The sequence below is a fragment of the Streptomyces sp. NPDC050416 genome (assembly GCF_044458845.1).
GTDB lineage: Bacteria > Actinomycetota > Actinomycetes > Streptomycetales > Streptomycetaceae > Streptomyces.
Map to the genome: position 1 here is coordinate 268,175 of NZ_JBITII010000008.1, position 18,915 is coordinate 287,089.

Below are 18,915 nucleotides of genomic sequence, written 5' to 3' on the forward strand. Positions count from 1 at the left end.
GCAACCCCAGGTCTTGGACCTGGGGTTTCGTCATGCTCGGCGGCGTCGCCCGACTGTCCGGTTCGAGCGTTTCCACTGAACAGCTGCGAGTGGGACCCTGACGAGCACCCTCGGGGAAGGAAGCACCGCATGATCGAGTGGAGGCCGCTGGGCACCGGAGCCAGGCCCGTTCCGAGGCCCGTGGCGACACCGCTGGTGTGGGCCGGGGCGTTCGGCGGCGCGCTGGTGCTGGTGGCAGTCCTCAACACCGTGGTGGGGACCGGCCGTCCGGGACTGGCCCTGCTCGCGCTGTCCCTGCTGGCCGCGGTACTCGGCCTGTGCGCACGCTTCACGGCGGCCCCCGGCACGGCCGTCCTGTGCTGGCTGTTCCTCAACGGCTTCGCCATCCCGCCCGCGGGCACCCTCACCTGGGCCGGCCACCGCGACACGACATGGCTGGCCTGCCTGCTCACCGCCACGCTCGTCGGCACGTCCCTGGCCCGCGTGGCCCACGCCCGCGCGGCCTACCGCCGCCTCGCACCCGCGCGGGGCGACGGACCGTACGGCTCCTGACCGTCCGGTTCCGCCGCCCACTCCTCGTTGTGGATCAGCGCGCCGGGCGCTGCCACCACGCGGCCGTCGCGTCGCGCAGGGTGTTGGTGCCGCAGTGCACCTCGCCCATGCCGAGGTGGTACGTGTACCAGTCGTCGATGTACGACACCTTCAGGCCGACCCGCTGGTAGGCGGCGTTGACGGCCTGCGTGAAGATGTCCTTGCCGCCGATGACGGGCCCCCACTGGCGCGGGGCGAGGTAGCGGTCGCGCCCCAGGAGCACGCCGTTGACCGCTCCGGGAACGTACGCGCTGGTCATCACCGTCGCCGCGGCCTTCGCACGCGAGCCGGCCGGGTTCTCGGCGAGCCACTTCTGCTGGCCGCGGTCCCCGAGGCTGTCCACGAGGTCGGAACCGGCACCCATGCGCGTCAGCCGCGGTACGGGAATCTCGTCGCCGTCGGCGGTCATGACCTCCGATTCGCGGGTGTACAGCGCGGGCACCCGCACGATCTCCCCGTCGGTGACGCCCGTCTCCCGCTTCAGGATCTCCAGGTTGGCCGCGATGCGCCGCGCGGCCATCTCGTTGTCGGCCACCAGATGCTTGGAAGCGAGCGCCTGGTCGATGGTCTCCTTGGGCGCCGGACTGTCACTGCGGCCCGGGACGGAGAACATCTTCGTCTTGCCGTGGCCGTCGCGCTTGGCGTCGCGCAGCAGCTTCAGCCCCGCCTGCGGGTCGGCGACGCCGAGGCGCCAGCCGCGCGGGGTGTCGGCGGGCAGGAACTGCACGAACTCGTCGACGTGCCCCACGCCCAGCCAGGAGGTGTCCAGCAGCAGCGGATCCTGCAGGCCCTGCGACTTGAGCATCGTCCGCATCACCTTGGACGGCCGCGCCCCGCTGTCCTTGCGCTCGCCCATGATGATCCGCCCGGCCGGGAAGGAGCGCCCGCCGTGCGCGTAGGGCGGGATGGTCTCCAGGTTCCCCATGGAGTTGAGCGACCAGTCGTCGGGTTCGGCCCGGTCGGTCACCTGCACCACACCGATGTCCCGGCCGCGCACCTTCTCGAACAGCTCACGGCCCGCGTCCCGGTCCGGCTGGGCCGACCGCAGCATCACGCGCATCACGTGCCGCTGACCGCCCGGCCCGGTCATGCTGACGTAGGCCGGTTCGACGAAGTCCTGGGCCCAGGGGTCGGCGTACTTCTTGAATTTCACCAGGGGCGCGGTGATTCCGGCCTTCTTGACTTCCTTGCCGAGCTCGGCGACGAACTTCTGCTGAAGACGGCTGTACGGGCCCTGGCCCTGGACCTCGGTCACCATCACCTGCTGGGTGTTCTGCAGGTGATGGTGGGTCAGCAGCGGCGCGACGCGCAGGGTCACGGAGTCGGAAGTGGACTTCTGCCCGGACGTCACCGTCAGCCGGACCACCGCACGGCCGTCCCACTTCGCGCTGTCCCGGACGACGTCGGTGCCCTCGACACCGAACTCCACACCGGACCTCAACTCGGCGGCGGACAGCCGGGTCTTGGACGTCACCAGGACCCACTTCCCGGAACGCTTGAGGAAGAGGTGCGTGTGCTTGCCACCCGTGGTGACCTTCAGGCTGCCCTTGGCGTCCTCACCCAGATCCGGCATCGGGACGGAACGGACCCGGGCGAGGTCGTCGGCGTCCGCGCTGCCGTTGACCTTCGTGTCGGAGCCGTCGTTGCACGCGGCCAGCTTGGCGTCGGACAGCGGTTTGCCACCGGGCCCGGTCACCGGGCACCGCTTGGTGTCGTCATCGAGATTGGGCAGATACACGGCTCCACGCTCGACGGACCAGCTGTTCTCACCGGCCTTGTCGCTGCCGCCCGTGACATCGACCCGTCCGTCACGGTTCACATCGGCCCGCAGATCGGCACGCCCGCCCGCATCGGCGGCGACGGCCGGCCCCGCCAGCACGGATCCCGCGGCGGCGAGAGCCAGCACGACGGACCCGGCCGGGTACAGGCGCAGGCGGGAAGGTCTACGTGTACGTATACGCGTACGTGAACGCACAGCATGTTCCTCTCGGTTGGGGGGTTCGCTGTGCAAGAGGAGGAACAGCGGCTGTGCGTTCACTGTGTGGCGGGAGTTACTCCACCGCCGATCACGTGGCCATGCGCGAGTTGGGGCGTGAGGCCGCCCTGAGCGCGGTCGACGATCGGCCGACCGCAACTCCTAACACCGACTCCGGGACTGACGACCTTGGAGCGGAAAACCGTCCTCATCGCCACCGGCGCCGCTCTCGCGGTGGCGGTCGGGATCGGCGGCACGGTTGTCCACCAGGAGGTCAACGAGCGCAACGAGGCGGCCACGACGTCGCACGCGTCACTGACCTACGAAGCGGACTTCTCCGACGACGCCAACCTGGCCGGCGCCGCCGAGGACCTCTTCTACGGCAAGGTCACCGCTCTCAAGGGCCAGAAGAACCTGGGCGTCGGTCCGGAGAGCCAGTACGCCGTCGAGGTCCAGCGCGTCTTCAAGGGCGATGTGACCGGCGTCGTCGTTGTCAACCAGCAGGGTGGCAAGGACGAGAACGGAGACATCGTCAACCTTCCCGAAGGCGATGCCTTGCTGGAGGTGGGCAAGAGGTATCTGTTCGCCACGAAGTACAACCGCGGCAGTCGGCCCTGGCCGTCACCCTCAGGGCTTCTCAGCCTGGTTGGGGCCGACGACGCACTGTTGACGCCCTCGTCCGCCAACCGATTGGTGGACGTCGATCTGGATCCGCCGTGGTCAGGAACACGGTCCCGCTGGCGCCACACCATCACAGCACTCCGAACCATGTAGCCGGCCAGAGCGACGAACCCAACACAGACCGAAATCCCCATGAGCTCCCCTGCCAACCCGGCTGTCCGCGTCGGAGGTGATCGCTATCGAGCGATCAGCCTGCGCTTTCACCAGCTGACACGCTCCTTCCCGGAAGAGCACGATGACCTGATGTGCGACTTCCTCGTGACGGCTCAAGGTGAGTCGGCGCGGATCGAGGTCATGGTGAGGACCTGGGACGGTGACGGCCTCGGCATTTTCCTGGCCGAGTTGGCTGAGGACTTTCGAGGTTGGAACGGCACCAGGACCTGGCGCTCTCTTGAGGACGACTTGACGCTGGCTGCCGAGCACGCAGGATCACACGTCCGATTGACATGGGGGTTGCACGTCCCTCTCCCCGACGGCGAGTGGCGTTTCGAAATGACGACCAGCCATGCTCCCGGAGAGGACATGCGCCGCCTTGCCATCGAGATGCGTACCTTCTTGGAGTCGGACCCGCTGGAGTGAGCGGAGACGCCTCGTCAGTCGTCTACGGCTGCCACAAGACGCCAAGCTGCCGATGTTTACTGAGGCAGAAGGCGCGTTTGGGAGGCGAGCTTGGGCGGGTCGCCGAGGAGGTCCCGGTCCCCCGCAAGGCGCTGCTCGAGCTGCCCGATCCGCCGCCGGCGTACGGACGTCAACACCCGTACCCACCCTCTCAGTCCAGCCGCTTCCCCATGCGCGCTGAAAACTTCTCCGTGTCCTTCGTGTGCCACCACTCGAACAGGTGGGTGCGCACAAGGAACCCGAGGTAATCCAGGGTGTCCTCGGAGAGGTCTCCGCTCACCAGGCTCGCTTCCTGCCCCTGGTAGTCGAGTGAGACTTCCCAGAGCTGCCCTGAGACGCTGATCCGGATTTTCAGAAGCAATTCAGGGGAGACGGATAGCACCTGCACCTCGAGGACTTCGAGAGAGGTTCCTCCTCCCTCGCTCTGCAGTCCTGAAAGTTTTCGGGTGAGTGCTTCCCTTACCTGCTCCGGGGTGGCCATACGGGTCCTCTCAGCACTTTGCCCCTGCGCTCGCCGAAGCCGCAGCTACGGTCGCGGTCGTGTACTCCACCGTGGCCGTAATGACTCCCTGGGGCGTCAGACCGCCCGGCTTACCTCCGAGGGGGCCCTTGTTGACGACCACCTTGAAGTTCTTCCTCGGCGGCTTCGAGGAGCAGCCGGTGCCCACCTTGTATCGGTAGTACACCCCGGGCGTCCGCTCGTAGCCGTTGAAGAGCGTGTCGCTGATCTTGTTCTTGAAGCTCGTGCTCCAGCGTCCGCGCTCAACTATGTGGTTGTAGCCCCACGTCTTCGTGCCGCAGCGCAGAGGCATCTTGCTCGGGCCGATCCAGAAGTTGTAGGCGACCTTCGAGTAGTGCTTCGACTTGCAGGGGTTGGACGCGCTCACCGCGGCTGCCGCGGGCATCTCGGTGGATGCGTTCGCGGGCGTGGGCGCGGCCAGCAGGACAGTGACTCCTGCTGCCGCGATGAACGTCGCGGTGGACTTGCGGAAATACGTAGCGCGCACGTCTTCTCTTTTCGATGCGGGGTGTGCCTGTGTGTCTCCTGTGGGCCTGCTTATGCTCCCCTTCCTGGATTTACGATTGCAAGGAACCTCGGCGTGACCATGTTCACGTTCTGGAGTGGAACCGATACGCTGCGCTGCTCATCTTGCTCGGAATGTCCTGTTCCCGTAGTGCAGCTACCAGTTGGCGTTCCAGGAGTGGGGGCGGCCGATGGCTGCGGCCCTGGTCGTCGGTGACCACTGCCGACGCGGCCACGGCGAGGCTGTTGGGGGTGGGGGCCTCGGGGTCGTCGTAGTACTCGGTACGGGTCACTGAGGTCCTTCCGTCGGCCGGGTCGTTTCCTGGAGTTGCGGCTGGGCCGTGTCACCAACCCGTCAGCAGCAGATGGTTGAGCAGCAGCGCGAGCACCGCCTGGGCCGTGAGCCACGCACGGGGATGAGGAAGCAACGCGCAGGACGGGAGGAGCCACACCGCGAAGGGGAGCCAGATGCGTTCCGTTTCCGCCTTGCTCATGCCGGACAGGTCGGCGATCAGCAGGGCGAGCAACGCGGCGGAGACGAGGAGTGCGAGGCGGGTCTCGGCAACCCGGTCGGGCGTGTCGGCGCGGTGGTGTCTGTCCGCCTGGCGGGGGAGGAGCATTCCCGCCGTCCCGCGCAGCACTCCGCCCGTCCGGCGCAGGCCCGCCGCCGTCGCTAGCCCCGTGATGAGCACCGTGCAGGCCAGATCGGCCCAGACCCAGTAGCCGTAGGGGCGGATGCCGCCCGCGCCCTGGTGGTAGCGCGTCACCAGCAGGCGGTACGCCTCCCACCAGTCGAACCCGGCGAGCGTGAACGCCGCCGGGACCACGGCCAGTCCGGCGAGCAGCGGCACCAGTAGGGCGGGGCGTCCGCGGACTCCGTGCCGGCCGAGCACCAGGACCGCCGCCGCGATCAGCGCGACGAGTGTGAGGCCGTAGGAGAGGTAGCAGGTCAGGCCGAACAGCAACCCCGACGCCCCGGCCCGCGACAGCGAGCGCCTCGTGACCGCCAGGGCCAGCAGCGCCACCGCCCACGCCGCCACCGCCGCGAAGTACGCGTCGGCCGAGGTGCCCATCCACACCGCCGCCGGGGCCAGGACGAGGAAAGGGGCCGCCCGGCGCGCGAGGGTCTCGTCGGCCAGGGCACGGATCGTGACGAGTACGGCGACGCAGGCCGTCGCCCCGACGGTGATGCACCACATGCCCGCCCAGCCGCCGCCCCGCAGCCCGACCCGGTCGAGCAGGACGAAGGTGAGCGTGGCCGCGGGCGGGTGGCCGGCGATGTGGGCGGGCCAGTTGTCGGGGGAGTCCAGGAGGATGTGCTGGGTGAAGTCGCGCAGGGCTGCCGGGATGTCGTGGAAGCGGTCGATGACCTGGAGGTACTCGTAGCGGGTGGTGAGCCGGCGCGCGATGCCCCGGTGCCAGCCGTCGATCAGGGCCAGGGAGAAGATCCATGCCGTGGCTGACCCCCAGGTCGCAGCGAGCAGAGTCCGCCAGGGGAGCCGGGCCGCGAGGCTGGGGCCGTACGCCACGGTGGCGATCGCCAGGAGTACGGCCGCCGGGGTGCCGGGGCCCAGGTGGGGGCCCCAGGACGCCAGCAGCGGGGGCCAGTCGACGAACAGCGTGCGGCTGGTGCCCTGGATGTGGCGGCCGACCAGGACGGCGGCCGTCACGAGCAGGGCAGCGGCCCCGACGGCGTACAGGTCACGGCGCATGTCAGGGCGGAGGGCACGGGGCAGGTCGTCGCGCGGGCCACGGCGCAGGTCGGGGCGGAGGGAGCGGGTCACAGCGGAACGCTAGGCCGACAGGGCGGGCGCGGACCGCCGTCCGGGCCGGACGTCAGCGTTTCGTCATGGGTCGCGCACCCTTTTCCGGGGTGTTCCGGGCCTACGGTCGGGCCATGCGAGACGACCCACGGCTTCCCTCCTCGCCCGGCTTCTGGCGCAGCCCCCTGCGCGGCCCCTGGCTCACCTCCGTGCTGGGCCTCGTCCTGCTCGCCGGCATCACCGTGCTGTTCGTGACCGGCCTGGTCTCGTACGCCGCCTACAACCCGGGCCTGTCGCCGGTGAACGACAAGACCCCGGACAAGGGGATCCTCGGCTTCTACCTCTTCTCCTGGCCGACGCACCCGCACTGGCTGTACCGGCTGAACCAGGGCGTCCACGTCACCCTCGGCATCACCCTGATCCCCGTCCTGCTCGCCAAGCTGTGGTCCGTGGTCCCGAGGCTGTTCGCGCTGCCCCCGGCCCGCTCCCTCGCGCACGCCCTCGAGCGCATTTCGCTGGTGCTGCTGGTCGGCGGTGCGCTGTTCGAGTTCGTGACCGGTGTGCTCAACGTCCAGCTCGACTACGTCTTCCCCGGCTCCTTCTACCCGCTGCACTTCTACGGAGCGTGGGTGTTCTTCGCCGCCTTCGTCGCCCACGCGCTGCTGAAGATGCCCACGGTGCTGCGCAATCTGCGGCACCTGCGGGAGGAGAAGGACGACCTCGTGACTCCCCGCCCCGCAGCGCCGACCGTCTCCCGTCGCGGCGCCCTGTGGTTCGTCGGGGGCGGCTCGCTGCTGCTGTTCGCGACGACGGTGGGACAGAACTTCGACGGGCTCCTGCGGCGCACCGCCCTCCTCGCACCGCACGGCGGCGGCGAACCCGGCAGCGGCCCGAACGGCTTCCAGATCAACAAGACCGCCGCCTACGCCGGGATCAGCACGGCCGAGACCGGTGAGGAGGCCTGGCGGCTCGTCATCACCGGGCCCGCGGGCACCGTCCGCCTCAGCCGCGCCCAGCTCGCCGGGCTCCCCCTGCACAGCTCGGCGTTGCCCATCGCCTGCGTGGAGGGCTGGTCGACGTCGGACCAGTGGTGGCGCGGCGTGCGGCTGCGCGATCTCGCGGCGCTCGTCGGCTACGACGCCGACGACCCGCCCGACGTGTTCGTCGAGTCCCTCCAGCGGCGCGGCGCCTTCCGCAGGGCCGCCCTGCGCGCCAACCAGGTGGCCGACCCGCGTTCCCTCCTCGCCCTGTACGTCAACGGCGAGGAGCTGTCCCCCGACCACGGCTACCCGGCACGGATCATCGTGCCCGCGGCACCCGGCGTGCTGAACACAAAGTGGGTGGCCCGGATGACGTTCGGAGACCTGTGATGCGCCGCCCGCCGCTGATGCCCCGCCTACCGCTGACGCGCCCCCCGAGACTGACGCGCCGCCCACGGCTCTCCGTAGGAAGCCCCTTCCAGCTCCTCCTGCTCGCCTGCTCGTTCGCGCTCGCCGCCTACGCGGGCGTACGGCTGCTCGCCGGTGACTGGTTCGGCGTGGCGCTGTGGTTCGTGGGTGCGGCGCTGCTGCACGACCTCGTGCTGCTGCCGTTGTACGCGGCCCTGGACCGGGCGGTCGTACGAGGGCTCGGCGCGCGCCGGGAGTGGGTGCCGTACGTGCGCGTCCCGGCGGCCCTCTCCGGCCTGCTGCTCCTCGTGTGGTTCCCGCTGATCAGCGGGATGGTGGAGGGGCGCTACCGGTCCGCCACCGGGCTGCCGGCGGACGTGTTCCTCGCCCGCTGGCTGCTGATCACCGCCGTCCTCTTCGGCGGCTCGGCGCTGCTGCTGGCGGTGCGGCTGCGGCGGGTGCGCAGGGCGGCGAAGCGGCGGCCGCCGGCCGTCCACTGACCGGCGCGCGTCCAGCCCCGGGCGTACCGGAGCAGGGCGGGTGTGCCGAGCCGCGCCCAGGGGAAGGGGTCGCCGGTGCCGCGTGCGTCCGTGCGGCCGACGACCCGCACCTGGGCGCGTTCGTCGATGTCCACCGGCGCGGTCTCGGCGATCAACAGGCCGCCGGGGCGCATGAGTCGGGCCACCCGGTCCAGCAGGGCGCGCGGGTCGCCGCCGATGCCGATGTTGCCGTCCATGAGCAGGACGGTGTCCCAGCGGCCCTCGCCGGGCAGCGGTTCGAACACCGAGCGCCGCAGCGCCTGGCCTCCCGTCCGTACGGTGTGGTCGACGGCGGCGACGCTGACGTCGACGCCGAGGACGGTCCGGCCCCGGGCGGCGAGTTCCGCCACGAGCCGCCCGGGCCCGCATCCCACGTCCAGCACGGTCCCCTCACACCGGTCCAGCACGCCCCGGTCCACCGCGTCGGCCCGGGCACACCAGCGCTCCACCTCCAGCGGCAGCAGCCAGCCGTCGGCCCGCCGCAAGAACAGCGGCCCGCGACCGGCACGCAGGGCGTCGGCGTAGGGGTCGGCGGCCGCCCAGGCGACGGCGGTGACGGGCGGGGCGCTCATCGGGGCCCGGCGGGGCGGGAGGCGGGCGCCGCAGACCGAGAAAGCCGCCCCGCGAACCCATCCGGGCGGGAGGCGGGCGCCGCGGACCGAGAAGGCCGCCCCGCGATCCCGTCCGGACGGGAGGCCGGCGCCGCACACCGGGCCAGCCGCTCCGCGAACCGCCCGGCCGGGGCCAGCGCGGCGACGGCGTGGGCGTCGGCCGCCGTGTCGACGTCGCGCAGGCGGGGCAGGTCGCGCACCCGCAGGCCCGCCGCGACGAGCCGGTCCCGTTGGACGGCCCCCGTCGTGGTGGTCGACATGGGCACGCCCCTCAGCAGGGCGGGGTCGGGGCGGGCCAGGCCGAGGGCCCAGAAGCCGCCGTCCTCGGCCGGGCCGAACCAGGCGTCACAGCCGGCGAAGTCCACGGTGAGCAGCTCCGGCGTCACCTGCGGGGTGTCCATGCCGATGAGCAGGGCCGGGCCGGCGCAGCGCGCGAAGGCGTGCGCCAGCCGTTCGTCGAGACCGCCCGCGCACTGCGGTACGACGTCGAAGCCGGGCGGCAGCCAGGGGCCGGGCTCGCCGTCGAGGACGAGGACCCTGCGGCCGGCCGGAGTCGCGGCTACCGCGTCCAGGGTGTCGGCGAGGGACGCCTCGGCGAGGGACGCGGCCTGACGGGGCGTGAACGGCGGGGTGAGCCGGGTCTTGACCCGGCCGGGGCGCGGCTCCTTGGCGATGACGAGGAGTGTGGTCACCGCGTGCCCCTCTCGACGGCCGGAGCCTCGACCGGAGCGCCGTCCGGCGCCTCGCCCAGCACCCGGCTCATGTCCCGTACGGCCTGCCAGGTGCCCCGCCATGTGCCTGTCACCTTCGAGGCCCCGGTACGCGGCAGATACGGCACGTCGTGCTCGGTGATCCGCCAGCCGGCGTCGGCCGCGCGCACCACCATCTGGAGCGGATAGCCGCTGCGCCGGTCGGTGAGGCCGAGGGCGAGCAGCGGCTCGCGGCGGGCGGCGCGCAGGGGACCGAGGTCGTGCAGCCGCAGCCCGGTGCGGCGGCGCAGCATCCGCGCGAGGGCGAGGTTCCCGGCCCGCGCGTGCGCGGGCCACGCGCCCCGGCCCTGCGGTCGCCGCCGCCCGAGGGCCAGGTCGGCCCCGCCGCCTCGCACCTCGCGCACGAAGGGCACGAGGAGCGACGGGTCGAGGGAGGCGTCGCAGTCGCAGAAGCACACCACGTCGGCGGTGGCGGCCGTCAGCCCCGCGTGGCAGGCGGCGCCGAAGCCCCGGCGCGGCTCGTGCACGACGGTCGCGCCGAGCGCGCGGGCGATCCGGGCCGAGCCGTCGGTGGAGCCGTTGTCGACGACGAGTGCGCGCCAGCCCGGCGGGATCCGTTCGAGCACCCAGGGCAGGGCCTCGGCCTCGTTCAGGCAGGGCAGCACCACGTCGACGTCGAAAGATGTCGTCGTCACGGTCTCACCCTACGAACGCGAAACGGGCATTCAGGACTTCGGCTCCTTACGAAACGCGGACGTCGGCGGCGAGGAGGCGCCCGGGCAGGCCGTCGCCGGCCGTCCGGTGCGACGCTGGAGCCATGCAACAGCCCCATCAGCACGAGGAGGGCCGCGGGGAGACCCCGGGCGGGCCCACGCGGGTCCTGGTCGTCGACGACGATCCGACCGTCGCCGAGGTCGTCGCCGGGTATCTGGACCGCGCCGGCTACGTCGTCGACCGCGCCGACGACGGCCCGGCCGCCCTCACCCGCGCCGCCGCCCACTGGCCGGACCTGGTCGTCCTCGACCTGATGCTGCCCGGGATGGACGGCCTGGAGGTGTGCCGGCGGATGCGCGGACAGGGGCCGGTCCCGGTCATCATGCTCACCGCCCGTGGTGACGAGGACGACCGCATCCTGGGCCTGGAAGTCGGCGCCGACGACTACGTCACCAAGCCCTTCAGCCCCCGCGAACTGGTGCTGCGCGTGGAGTCGGTGCTGCGCCGCAGCCGGCCCGCCGTCCCCGGGCACCGGCTGGGAGCGGCCGGTCTCACCGTCGACCCGGAAGCCCGCCGGGCCACCAAGAACGGCACCGAACTCGCCCTCACCCTCCGCGAGTTCGACCTGCTGTCCTTCTTCCTGCGCCACCCCGGGCGGGCCTTCGCCCGCGAGGATCTGATGCGCGAGGTGTGGGGGTGGGACTTCGGCGACCTGTCGACCGTCACGGTCCATGTCCGCCGTCTGCGCGGCAAGGTCGAGGACGACCCGGCCCGGCCGCGCCTGATCCAGACCGTGTGGGGCGTCGGCTACCGCTTCGACCCCACGGGACTTACGGGAGAGGAGGCCGGAGCGTGAACGACACCCTCCTCATCGCCGTGTACGCCTTCGCCGGTGCCGCGGTCACCGGCCTGGCCGGAGCCGGGGCGCTGCGTCTGATCCGGCGCCGCTCGCTGACCGCCTCGCTCGCCGTGGTCGCGGCGGTCGGGGTCGTCGCGATGCTCGCGGGCACGCTCGCCGTCGCCTGGGCGATGTTCCTGTCGCCGCACGACCTGTCCGTCGTCACGACCGTCGTCGCCATGGCGGCCGTCGTCTCCCTTGCCACGGCGTTGCTGCTGGGCCGCTGGGTCGTCGCCCGCAGCCGCGAACTGGCCGTGGCCGCACGCTCCTTCGGTGACGGCGGGGACTTCGCCGCCCCCGTCGGCCCGACGACCGCCGAACTCGACCACCTGAGCCGCGAACTGGCCGCCACCAGCGCCAGACTCGCCGAGTCCCGGGAGCGGGAACGCGCGCTGGAGGCCTCCCGGCGTGAGCTCGTCGCCTGGATCTCGCACGACCTGCGCACCCCGCTGGCCGGTCTGCGCGCCATGTCGGAGGCGCTGGAGGACGGCGTCGCCGCCGACCCCGGCCGCTATCTGAAGCAGATCCGCACCGAGGTCGAACGCCTCAACGACATGGTCGGCGACCTCTTCGAACTCTCCCGCATCCACGCCGGCGCGCTCGCCCTGGCCCCCAGCCGGATCTCCCTGTACGACCTGGTGGGCGACGCGCTGGCGGGAGCCGACCCGCTCGCCCGGGAGCACGGGGTGCGGCTGGTGGGCGGCTGTATCGAGCCGGTGCCGGTGGAGGTGGACGGCAAGGAGATGAGCCGGGTGCTGGGCAACCTGCTGGTCAACGCCATCCGCCGGACCCCGGCCGACGGCACGGTCGCCGTCACCGCGGAACGCTCCACCGAGGGCGTGGTGCTGTCCGTGACGGACGGCTGCGGCGGCATCCCCGACGACGACCTGCCCCGGGTCTTCGACACCGGCTGGCGCGGCACGCACGCCCGGACGCCCCCGGCCGGAGCGGGCCTTGGCCTCGCCATCGTCCGGGGGATCGTGGAGGCGCACCAGGGCCGGGCCACCGTACGGAACATCCCCGGCGGCTGCCGCTTCGAGGTGGTGCTGCCCGCCGCCGCTTCGTAACACGGGCAGCACCACCGGTCTTTCACGAGCCGGACACGCCGTCGGCGTCCCGCATCCCGGCCCGCGCGAACTCCGCCATGCCCTCCTCGAAGGCGACCCCCGGCTTCCAGCCCAGCGCCTCCCGCAGCCGCGCGGAGTCGGCGGTGATGTGCCGTACGTCCCCGAGCCGGTACTCGCCGGTGACGACGGGTTCGGGCCCGCCGTACGCGGCGGCCAGCGCCCGGGCCATCTCGCCGACGGTGTGCGGGTCGCCGCTGCCGGTGTTGTACGCCGTGAGCACGCCCGGGGCGGCCTCCGCTTCCAGGGCCGCCGCATCGGCCTCCGCCACGTCCCGGACGTGCACGAAGTCCCTGCGCTGCCGCCCGTCCTCGAACACGCGCGGTGCCTCGCCCCGGGCGAGCGCCGAGCGGAAGAAGGAGGCGACACCGGCGTACGGGGTGTCGCGGGGCATGCCGGGCCCGTACACGTTGTGGTAGCGCAGCGACACCGCCGACCCGTCCGTGCAGCGGGCCCAGGCGGCGGCCAGGTGCTCCTGGGCCAGCTTTGTGGTCGCGTACACGTTCCTCGGGTCGGCCGGGGCGTCCTCGCCGACCAGCCCGGGGACGAGGTCCGCCCCGCACACCGGGCACGGCGGCTCGAACCGGCCGGCGTCGAGATCGGTGACGGCACGCGGCCCGGGCCGGACGACCCCGTGCCGGGGGCACGCGTAGCGGCCCTCCCCGTAGACCACCATCGACCCGGCCAGCACGAGACGCCGTACCCCCGCCTCCGCCATGGCGGCGAGCAGCACGGCGGTGCCGAGGTCGTTGTGGGAGACGTACTCCGCCGCGTCGGCGACCCCGTCGCCGAGCCCGACCTTCGCGGCCTGGTGGCACACGGCGTCCACACCGGCCAGGGCACGGCCGACGGCGGCGGGGTCCCGCACGTCGTCGGCGGCGTCCTCCCGCACGTCGAACACGACCGCCTCGTGGCCGCGCTCCCGGAGGGCGGCGACCACATGGGACCCGATGAACCCGGCACCGCCGGTGACCAGTACGCGCATACGGCCACGCTAGGCCCGCGACCCCGCCGCACCACGGGAGCGCGCCCGCACGTCACGACTCCGTAAGGTCAGAAGGTTTCACGGTCACAGCGACGCGGTCTGCGAAGCCGTCGCCCACGCGAACCCGTCCGGGTCGGTGAAGGGCCCGGCGTCGCTGTTGACGGTGAGCCGGTGCGAGCCGGTGCCGTCGGGAGAGACGCCGACGAGCTTGGCCAGGCCCCGGCGCTTGTACAGCGCCAGCTTGACGGCGCCCGACCCGGTGTCGAACTCGACGTACTTGCTGCCGAAGCTCTTCGCGACGGGGAGGCCGTGCTCGACGTAGAACCGCTTGCTCCCGCCCATGTCCGCGACCCCCAGCAGGAGCACGATCTCGTCGATCCGCCGGGTGGCCGGGCCGGTGTCCTTCTTCGACGACGATGCGATCTGCCAGATCGTCCCGTCCGGTGCCTGTACGACGCCCCCGTAACCCCACAGCGACTTGGCGGCGGGCTTCAGCGTCGCGGCACCGGCGTCCACGGCGGCCTCGACGAGGGCGTTGACGTCGGCCGGCTGCGCCACCACGAGCGACAGCGTGAACCCGCGAAACCCGGCCGTCGGAGCCTCGGAGCCCCGCACGCGCACCTGTCTGTCCAGTCCGAACGTGCTGCTGTAGAAACGGCGGGCGGCGTCGGCGTCGTCCACTTCGAGGGTGATGGATTCGATGGAAGTCATGCCACCGACGCTAGGCCCGGCACACGACCCGCGCTTCTCGATTCCTGACCGACGGAGAGCGCCGAGGCCGCCCCCGGCTCACTTACCGGCTTGGGGGCCGTACCACTGGAGGGCCTGGCCGGTGACGGCGGCGATGCACTCGAAGTCCCGATCACGGTGTAGGAGTGTCAGTCCTTGCAGCTCCGCTGTGGCGGCCACCACGAGGTCGACGGCTCCGGCGCTGCGGTGCTGTCCGCGCTCGGTAAGGATCTCCTGGACCTGCCAGGCACGGTCGTGGGCGCGGTCGTCCACGGGCACCCAGCCGAAGAGCAGGCGCATGTCCGCGATGCCCCGTGTGCGGTCGGCGGCGGAGCGAGCGCTGTAGAAGAACTCCAGCTCGGTGATGGGGCACGTGGCGATGAGACCGGCCGCCGCTGCCTGGTCCCATCCATACTGCTCCGCGTCACCGCGCAGCAGGTGGGCGAGTGCGCTGGTGTCGATCAGGAACTGCGCGGCGTTCACCGGCGGTAGTTTCCCTTGTCCTCGAAAATGTCCAGGTCGAAGGCGCCTTCCTCCGCCGCCGCCCGCAGCCGGGTGAGGGCCAGCGCCCGGCGTCGGTTCTCGAGCACTTCTCGCAGGGCGGTGTTGACTGTTTCCTTCTTGGTGCTGGTTCCGAGAGCCTTGGCCACGTCTGCCACCAGCTGGTCATCCAGGTCGATCACGGTCCGACTCATCGAATGCACCTCCACGGATATCATCGATACCCATGAATATATCTCCCCTCGCGCAGCGGCGCACCTAGCCGGACCCCGCTCGGGATTTGCTCGACGAGGATCCTGTGCTGATGAGAAGAAGAGGAAAGAGGAAACCTCTGATCAGTCATGCCCGAAGTCGCGATCGCGTGCCAGACTCGTCCCTGTACTTGATCGCGCGAGGGCGCAACTGGCCTGTACAGGTTGCTGAGTGAGGTGACGATGGACGTTCCCTTAGGTCTGGTGCGGAACTGCGTCGGCTGCGGAAAGATGCGGGCCGGACGCTGGAGTACGTTGCCCGGAGGGTGAACTACAGCAAAGGGCACCTGAGCAAGGTCGAGCGGGGCGACAAGAAGCCCACTGAGGCACTGGCTCGCCGGTGCGACGCCCTCTTCCGTACCGGTGGGCGTCTGGAGCGCCTGCTGCGTTTGACCACAGCGTATAAGCGGGCCAGGTGTGGTGAATTCCGCTGTCGGGTGCGCAAGGAAGGAGGTGTCTGTGGGGTGGGTCTCCGCGACTTGATGCGTGCTCTCGGCATTCAGGACGTCCGGGTGCGATATGACGGCTTCGAAGCGGGAGCCCGACTCGCTGACGGTGGAAGCCCACCGGTCTAGACAATAAGGAACTCAGCGGGCCGCGGACCGCCGTCGTCAGCGCACGGGCCGCCGCCCCGCGCGCCGGGACACCCGTACCGCGAAGAAGATCACGTCGACGGCGAACACCACGATGCCGATGGCCAGGAGATAGCCCAGGCCGTCCGCTGCCACACCGATGATTCCCAGGGCGACGGCCACGAGGACGATCAGAAGGAAGAGCGCCATCACCACGGACCACCTCTCCTGTGCCACGTGCCCGCCGGTCAGCCGCGGGCGAGCCGGCGTTCGCCCCCCGTCCCCGCCCGGTACGTCATGCCGTAGTGCTGGAAGATCTCCGCCTCCCGCTCGGCCGGAAGGATGTCGTCCGTCCCGATCGAGGGGGCCTTGCGCACCTGTCCCCTGGCATAGGGCACCTTGACGTAGTCCGGTCCGAGAACGGCGTCGTCGAGAGGGACGAAGACCAGGCGCCGGCGGCTGGGCAGCCCGGTCCGGACGGTGGCCACGGCGGGTTCGTCGGTGGCGGTGTCCACGTAGACCGCTTCGAGCACACCGATCTTGTGCCGCTTCGGGTCGACCACCTCGTGGTCGCGCCATTCGCGGATGTCGGCTGACCGGATCATGGCCGCACCCCCTGTCTGGTTCGCCCAATTCACCCTACTCCCGCCCGGGCCGGAGTACGGTGGGGAGGACGAGGACTTTCCGTATGCCGGAATTCTGACGGGTTCCGGACAGTGCACGCCATCCGTCCTCGCATGGGCAGCCCGTGATCCCGGCCGCGCATCCGCACACAGGCCGAGGAGCCACACATGCCATCGCCGCACAGCCCGACCACGCCCCGGGCGGCCCCGCCGGACCCCGCCCCGTCGCCCCAGGGCTACGACGGAACGTCCCCCTTCCCGCCGGACGGCCCGGCGCCCGCCCGCGACGGCGGTGAGCGGCTGTACGTCGCGGTGACCGGGGTGATCGTCGTCCTGCCGTTCGTGGCGATCGGACTCGCCGGCTGGCTGCTGTGGGGGAGTCTCATCCATCCCGCCGACATCGTGCTCGCCCTCGTCCTGTACACGATCACGGGCCTGGGCGTCACCGTCGGCTTCCACCGCGGCCTCACCCACGGCGGCTACCGGGCCGACCGCCCCGTGCGCATCGCACTCGCGGTGGCGGGCTCGATGAGCTTCCAGGGCGACGTCATCGGCTGGGTCGCCACCCACCGCCGCCACCACGCCTTCACCGACCGGCCGGGGGACCCGCACTCCCCGTACCGCTACGGCACGCATCTGCGCGGCCAGTTGCGCGGGCTGCTGCACGCGCACGTCGGCTGGCTGTTCCGCAACGACCGCACTCCCGCCGACCGGTACGCCCCCGACCTCCTCGCCGACCGCGACATCCGTGCCGTCGCCCGCGCCTTCCCGGCCCTGTCCGTCCTCACGCTCGCCCTGCCGTTCGGGCTGGGCTGGGCCATCGGCGGCACGTGGCTGTACGGCGTGACGGCCCTGCTGTGGGCGGGACTCGTGCGCATCGCGCTGCTGCACCACGTCACCTGGAGCGTGAACTCCCTCTGCCACCTGATCGGTGAGCGCCCGTTCCGCACCCGCCGCCACGACCGGGCCACCAACCTGTGGCCGCTCGCCCTGCTCTCGTTCGGCGAGAGCTGGCACAACCTCCACCACGCCGACCCCACCAGCGCCCGCCACGGCGTCGACCGCGGCCAGGTGGACCCCTCCGCCGCCGTCATCCGCCTCCTCGAACGCATCGGCTGGGTGCACGACGTGCGCTGGCCGACCGCGGAACGGGTCGCGGCCCGACGCGTCTGACACCGTCCATCCCGACCCCTCATGACCGTCGGCAGGAGCCCTCATGACCGCCCCGCCACAGCCCCCGCTTCCCTCCCACCCGGTCCTCCGGCTGCGTCTCGCGCCCCGCAGCGCCATGCCCCGGCCCATCGACGGGGCGTGGTGGCCCCGCTCCTACGACCTGCTCGCGGAACTCCCGTCGCTGCTCGCCGGGTTGCCCCGGGCGTGGGGTCACATCACCAGCGTCACCGTCAACGGGGCGACGTGGTCCACGGGACCCGGCCGGATGCTCGTCTTCAACCAGGTCGTGGGCCTGCACAGGGCCCTCGCGGCGTCCGCCCCGCACACCGCTGTCCTGCTCGCCCCCGGCCGGGGCCGCTGGGACCTGCTGGTCGTGCCGCCGGACACGACCGGGGAGGCCGCGGAACCGCTGATGGCGGCCGCCGCGAGCGACCCCGTGTGACCACAGCGGCCGGGCACCGTCTCACGCGCGACGGCGGCTGTCCTCCATGGACCGGCTGCTCTCCAGCCAGGACCGGGCGGGCTCTGCCGGGCGGCTGGTGTCCACGGTGAGGTCGAGGCGGGTTCCTCCGTCGGGGCCCGCGGGGTAGCTGCGCTGCTCGGTGGCGGCGAAGCAGTGGCGGAGGATCTCCGCGACCCGACGGGCGACCTCGGGCGAGGCGGCGACGATGCGGACCTCGGCGTGCCCGTCCGAGGGTGGTTCCGTGGACTGCATGGCGACCTCGGAGTTCGATGTCCCGGTGGGAGACGGGCCGGATCTGTCACTCTACTCCGGGCTCCGCGGGTTCTCCGGGCGCCGGCGGCCCGGGAGTACCGTTGAGCGAGGAAGCCACTCGGTTTCCGGATGCCCGCAGGACCTCCGGGCAGGGCAGGCAGGCGAGAGCGATGTCCGAACCCGACTCCCCGCGTGTGACCAGGCTCCTGCCGGACGCCGTCCACCAGGCCGTACGGCCCGGCACGGCCGTCGTACGGCTGGAGACGACACACGACCGGCAGGGCGTGCTCGACGGGGCGTGGTGGCCGCGCTCGCGTGACATCGCCGCCGAGCTCCCCGGCCTGATCACCGCACTGACCGAGTACCTCGGGCCCGTCACCCGGGTCGGCCTGGACGTCGGTGCCTGGGACGAACTGCCGACGCGGATCACCGTCGACGACCGTGTCGTCCATATCGACTCCTCCCCGGTCGGCGACGACACCGTCCTCATCACCCGGGGCGGGCAGGACCTCTTCTCCCTCCTCGTGGTCCCGCCGCACGCGACGCCCGACGCCGCGCGCGCCGCCATGGCCGAGGCCGTCCGCGCCGGCAGCGTGACGCAGGCCGAACAGATCCTCATCGATACAGGTACCGCACACCCGAACTGATGTCCCGTCCGAGGAGTACGGTGGAGACACCGAGGGCATTTCGCGCACCGGCTTCCAGGCCCGTGGCGTTTTCGGCGATCGAA

At 71.6% G+C, this 18,915-nt stretch carries 24 protein-coding genes and 1 pseudogene; 10 read left to right on the top strand and 15 right to left on the bottom strand.

Annotated features, from left to right (window positions below; translation table 11 throughout):
- The first annotated feature begins 129 nt into the window (after positions 1–129).
- Positions 130–552, top strand: coding sequence for a hypothetical protein (locus tag ACIBL4_RS25765; protein WP_399413953.1), 423 nt, complete (start codon positions 130–132; stop codon positions 550–552).
- Positions 553–586: 34 nt separating this feature from the next.
- On the opposite strand, the gene ACIBL4_RS25770 is transcribed toward ACIBL4_RS25765, so the two are convergent.
- Positions 587–2,548, bottom strand: a complete 1,962-nt coding sequence (locus ACIBL4_RS25770; protein WP_399414158.1) for a protein-arginine deiminase domain-containing protein — start codon at positions 2,546–2,548, stop codon at positions 587–589.
- Positions 2,549–2,755: 207 nt separating this feature from the next.
- Between ACIBL4_RS25770 and ACIBL4_RS25775 the strand changes: the two genes are divergently transcribed.
- Complete coding sequence (locus ACIBL4_RS25775; RefSeq protein WP_399413955.1) at positions 2,756–3,340, top strand: hypothetical protein; 585 nt, start codon at positions 2,756–2,758, stop codon at positions 3,338–3,340.
- Positions 3,341–3,379: 39 nt separating this feature from the next.
- A complete protein-coding gene (locus ACIBL4_RS25780; protein ID WP_399413957.1) occupies positions 3,380–3,826 on the top strand; it encodes a DUF6228 family protein in 447 nt (148 codons plus the stop codon).
- 190 nt (positions 3,827–4,016) lie between these two features.
- Here the strand turns inward: ACIBL4_RS25780 and ACIBL4_RS25785 are convergent, their stop codons facing one another.
- From ACIBL4_RS25785 to ACIBL4_RS25800, 4 genes and pseudogenes are all read right to left on the bottom strand, one after another.
- The gene (locus ACIBL4_RS25785; RefSeq protein ID WP_399413959.1) at positions 4,017–4,346 is read right to left on the bottom strand and encodes a hypothetical protein; all 330 of its coding nucleotides are present in this window, start codon (positions 4,344–4,346) and stop codon (positions 4,017–4,019) included.
- A gap of 10 nt (positions 4,347–4,356) precedes the next feature.
- A complete protein-coding gene (locus tag ACIBL4_RS25790; RefSeq protein WP_399413961.1) occupies positions 4,357–4,872 on the bottom strand; it encodes a hypothetical protein in 516 nt (171 codons plus the stop codon).
- Between the two features lie 214 nt (positions 4,873–5,086).
- Positions 5,087–5,182, bottom strand: a pseudogene (locus ACIBL4_RS25795) (DNA mismatch repair protein MutT); the annotation flags it as partial.
- A 51-nt stretch (positions 5,183–5,233) separates the two neighbouring features.
- The gene (locus ACIBL4_RS25800) at positions 5,234–6,601 is read right to left on the bottom strand and encodes a hypothetical protein (RefSeq protein ID WP_399414160.1); all 1,368 of its coding nucleotides are present in this window, start codon (positions 6,599–6,601) and stop codon (positions 5,234–5,236) included.
- Positions 6,602–6,786: 185 nt separating this feature from the next.
- Between ACIBL4_RS25800 and ACIBL4_RS25805 the strand changes: the two genes are divergently transcribed.
- The gene (locus ACIBL4_RS25805) at positions 6,787–8,022 is read left to right on the top strand and encodes a molybdopterin-dependent oxidoreductase (RefSeq protein WP_399413963.1); all 1,236 of its coding nucleotides are present in this window, start codon (positions 6,787–6,789) and stop codon (positions 8,020–8,022) included.
- Positions 8,023–8,386: 364 nt separating this feature from the next.
- Here the strand turns inward: ACIBL4_RS25805 and ACIBL4_RS25810 are convergent, their stop codons facing one another.
- From ACIBL4_RS25810 to ACIBL4_RS25820, 3 genes are read right to left on the bottom strand one after another with little or no spacing between them, the layout of a single operon-like run.
- Complete coding sequence (locus ACIBL4_RS25810; protein WP_399413965.1) at positions 8,387–9,151, bottom strand: class I SAM-dependent methyltransferase; 765 nt, start codon at positions 9,149–9,151, stop codon at positions 8,387–8,389.
- Complete coding sequence (locus tag ACIBL4_RS25815; RefSeq protein ID WP_399413967.1) at positions 9,148–9,882, bottom strand: DUF2064 domain-containing protein; 735 nt, start codon at positions 9,880–9,882, stop codon at positions 9,148–9,150. The genes ACIBL4_RS25810 and ACIBL4_RS25815 overlap by 4 nt, the downstream gene beginning before the upstream one ends.
- Positions 9,879–10,595 carry a glycosyltransferase family 2 protein gene (locus tag ACIBL4_RS25820; protein WP_399413969.1) on the bottom strand — a complete coding sequence of 239 codons (717 nt, stop codon included), beginning with the start codon at positions 10,593–10,595 and terminating at the stop codon, positions 9,879–9,881. Before ACIBL4_RS25820 ends, ACIBL4_RS25815 begins: the two co-directional genes overlap by 4 nt.
- A gap of 122 nt (positions 10,596–10,717) precedes the next feature.
- Between ACIBL4_RS25820 and ACIBL4_RS25825 the strand changes: the two genes are divergently transcribed.
- Both ACIBL4_RS25825 and ACIBL4_RS25830 read left to right on the top strand, forming a co-directional pair.
- A complete protein-coding gene (locus ACIBL4_RS25825; RefSeq protein WP_399413971.1) occupies positions 10,718–11,470 on the top strand; it encodes a response regulator transcription factor in 753 nt (250 codons plus the stop codon).
- Positions 11,467–12,579: a sensor histidine kinase gene (locus ACIBL4_RS25830; RefSeq protein WP_399413973.1), complete on the top strand. Its 1,113-nt coding sequence runs from the start codon at positions 11,467–11,469 to the stop codon at positions 12,577–12,579. The genes ACIBL4_RS25825 and ACIBL4_RS25830 overlap by 4 nt, the downstream gene beginning before the upstream one ends.
- Before the next feature lie 22 nt (positions 12,580–12,601).
- Here ACIBL4_RS25830 and ACIBL4_RS25835 read toward each other — a convergent pair whose 3' ends face one another.
- The 4 genes from ACIBL4_RS25835 to ACIBL4_RS25850 form a co-directional block, all read right to left on the bottom strand.
- Positions 12,602–13,621, bottom strand: a complete 1,020-nt coding sequence (locus ACIBL4_RS25835) for an NAD-dependent epimerase/dehydratase family protein (protein ID WP_399413975.1) — start codon at positions 13,619–13,621, stop codon at positions 12,602–12,604.
- 84 nt (positions 13,622–13,705) lie between these two features.
- Positions 13,706–14,332: a glyoxalase gene (locus ACIBL4_RS25840; RefSeq protein ID WP_399413977.1), complete on the bottom strand. Its 627-nt coding sequence runs from the start codon at positions 14,330–14,332 to the stop codon at positions 13,706–13,708.
- A 78-nt stretch (positions 14,333–14,410) separates the two neighbouring features.
- The gene (locus ACIBL4_RS25845; RefSeq protein ID WP_399413979.1) at positions 14,411–14,833 is read right to left on the bottom strand and encodes a PIN domain nuclease; all 423 of its coding nucleotides are present in this window, start codon (positions 14,831–14,833) and stop codon (positions 14,411–14,413) included.
- Positions 14,830–15,045 carry a type II toxin-antitoxin system VapB family antitoxin gene (locus ACIBL4_RS25850; protein ID WP_010032276.1) on the bottom strand — a complete coding sequence of 72 codons (216 nt, stop codon included), beginning with the start codon at positions 15,043–15,045 and terminating at the stop codon, positions 14,830–14,832. Before ACIBL4_RS25850 ends, ACIBL4_RS25845 begins: the two co-directional genes overlap by 4 nt.
- Positions 15,046–15,314: 269 nt before the next feature.
- Between ACIBL4_RS25850 and ACIBL4_RS25855 the strand changes: the two genes are divergently transcribed.
- On the top strand, positions 15,315–15,677 hold the full coding sequence (locus tag ACIBL4_RS25855) for a helix-turn-helix domain-containing protein (protein WP_399414162.1): 363 nt from the start codon (positions 15,315–15,317) through the stop codon (positions 15,675–15,677).
- 36 nt (positions 15,678–15,713) lie between these two features.
- Here ACIBL4_RS25855 and ACIBL4_RS25860 read toward each other — a convergent pair whose 3' ends face one another.
- Positions 15,714–15,884: a hypothetical protein gene (locus ACIBL4_RS25860; RefSeq protein ID WP_399413981.1), complete on the bottom strand. Its 171-nt coding sequence runs from the start codon at positions 15,882–15,884 to the stop codon at positions 15,714–15,716.
- A gap of 38 nt (positions 15,885–15,922) precedes the next feature.
- Positions 15,923–16,279, bottom strand: coding sequence for a PRC-barrel domain-containing protein (locus tag ACIBL4_RS25865; protein ID WP_399413983.1), 357 nt, complete (start codon positions 16,277–16,279; stop codon positions 15,923–15,925).
- Positions 16,280–16,465: 186 nt separating this feature from the next.
- On the opposite strand from ACIBL4_RS25865, the gene ACIBL4_RS25870 reads away from it, so the two are divergent.
- Positions 16,466–17,470, top strand: a complete 1,005-nt coding sequence (locus ACIBL4_RS25870) for an acyl-CoA desaturase (protein WP_399413985.1) — start codon at positions 16,466–16,468, stop codon at positions 17,468–17,470.
- 43 nt (positions 17,471–17,513) lie between these two features.
- Positions 17,514–17,912 (top strand): DUF5994 family protein, encoded by a 399-nt coding sequence (locus ACIBL4_RS25875; protein WP_399413987.1) that lies wholly within the window; start codon positions 17,514–17,516, stop codon positions 17,910–17,912.
- A 21-nt stretch (positions 17,913–17,933) separates the two neighbouring features.
- Here ACIBL4_RS25875 and ACIBL4_RS25880 read toward each other — a convergent pair whose 3' ends face one another.
- Positions 17,934–18,185 (bottom strand): hypothetical protein, encoded by a 252-nt coding sequence (locus tag ACIBL4_RS25880; protein ID WP_399413989.1) that lies wholly within the window; start codon positions 18,183–18,185, stop codon positions 17,934–17,936.
- Positions 18,186–18,355: 170 nt separating this feature from the next.
- Between ACIBL4_RS25880 and ACIBL4_RS25885 the strand changes: the two genes are divergently transcribed.
- Positions 18,356–18,832: a DUF5994 family protein gene (locus ACIBL4_RS25885; protein WP_399413991.1), complete on the top strand. Its 477-nt coding sequence runs from the start codon at positions 18,356–18,358 to the stop codon at positions 18,830–18,832.
- Positions 18,833–18,915: the final 83 nt, after the last annotated feature.